General features: G+C 44.4%; 2 protein-coding genes. Both read left to right on the top strand.

The genetic code is table 11. The features are described 5' to 3' along the window. Positions 1-111: 111 nt before the first annotated feature. Positions 112-621: a fimbrial protein gene (locus FH968_RS23515; protein ID WP_139883898.1), complete on the top strand. Its 510-nt coding sequence runs from the start codon at positions 112-114 to the stop codon at positions 619-621. A 125-nt stretch (positions 622-746) separates the two neighbouring features. After that, entirely contained in the window at positions 747-989 is a 243-nt protein-coding gene (locus FH968_RS23510; protein ID WP_139883895.1) for a hypothetical protein, read from the top strand. Positions 990-1,094 lie beyond the last annotated feature (105 nt).

Here is a 1,094-nt window from a genome sequence, read left to right as displayed (position 1 = left end):
GGCGAACGCTGGAATTCTATTTTTACATCTTCAATTAGAGAATAAATCTTTTTTAGCTAAGCGTGATAAAAGATATCCTTTAACTAACATCCATCTTCAGGAAATATTTAAATGAAACACACGCTGCTCTTTTTTTTATTAATAAGTACATTAACGGGCAGCGCATCAGCGATGGCAGGCGACGATGCACAAATTAATATTGCAGGGACTATTGTTGCCTCACCATGCAAAGTGGACCCCACTAACCCAACGACTATCGCACTGGGAGATAATATTCAGGCTGCCGATCTGGTCAACAACGCTTCAGTCTCTCCACCGGTTGAGTTTCATATCAAACTGATCGATTGCCCGGCAGGTACAAGTGAGGTTACGGCGACTTTTCATGGTACCAACGATCCTAGTCAGCCAAACTGGTTGTATGCAAATAGCGGTACCGCAAAAAATGTTACTGTTCAGTTATCAGACGGCGTAGGGCATGGCAAAGGAAATGGACAGTCAATGACTTTGCCCATTACTGGTGGTGGCGTTGACTTTCAGTTAGACACTGAGGCTTATTCCTTAGGCGGTGCAACCCCTGGCACCATCAGTGCCGCAATAACCATGTCATTTGTCTATAATTAACATGCGCACTTTTAACCGAAGTGGCTTGCATCTGTGTAACAACAGTGAAGAAATACTGGCCCTGAACTCTTACGCTAATTTCCGGTGCTGGTATCTGAGCCTTAATGACCTGAGCATGTTTTCCAGTGAAGATGGTTGAAACTCGCAACCTGGCTACACCAGGAAAGCCTGCGGGGCAGGTTGAACTGTTCCATATTATTCTCAATGACTGTAATACCTCGGTATATACCAATGTGCAGGTGAGCTTTAATGGCCAGACAGATACAACGTTTAAATCCGTATTAGTTACGCTGAACATGTTGGCCTGCAACTCTATGGCCCGGATGGTGAAAAAATCATCCCCAATGACTCTTCCGCTGTGGTGTTAAAGAGCGGGTTCAACACTGTTCCACTGACTATTGATTACGTGCCTACCGGTTTAAAACCAACAGCCGGAAACGTTGAGTCCCTGGTCACCTTTAATATTATCTACA

This window comes from Buttiauxella sp. B2 (genome assembly GCF_006376615.1).
Classification (GTDB): domain Bacteria; phylum Pseudomonadota; class Gammaproteobacteria; order Enterobacterales; family Enterobacteriaceae; genus Buttiauxella.
This window is presented reverse-complemented; position numbering and strand designations above follow the sequence as displayed.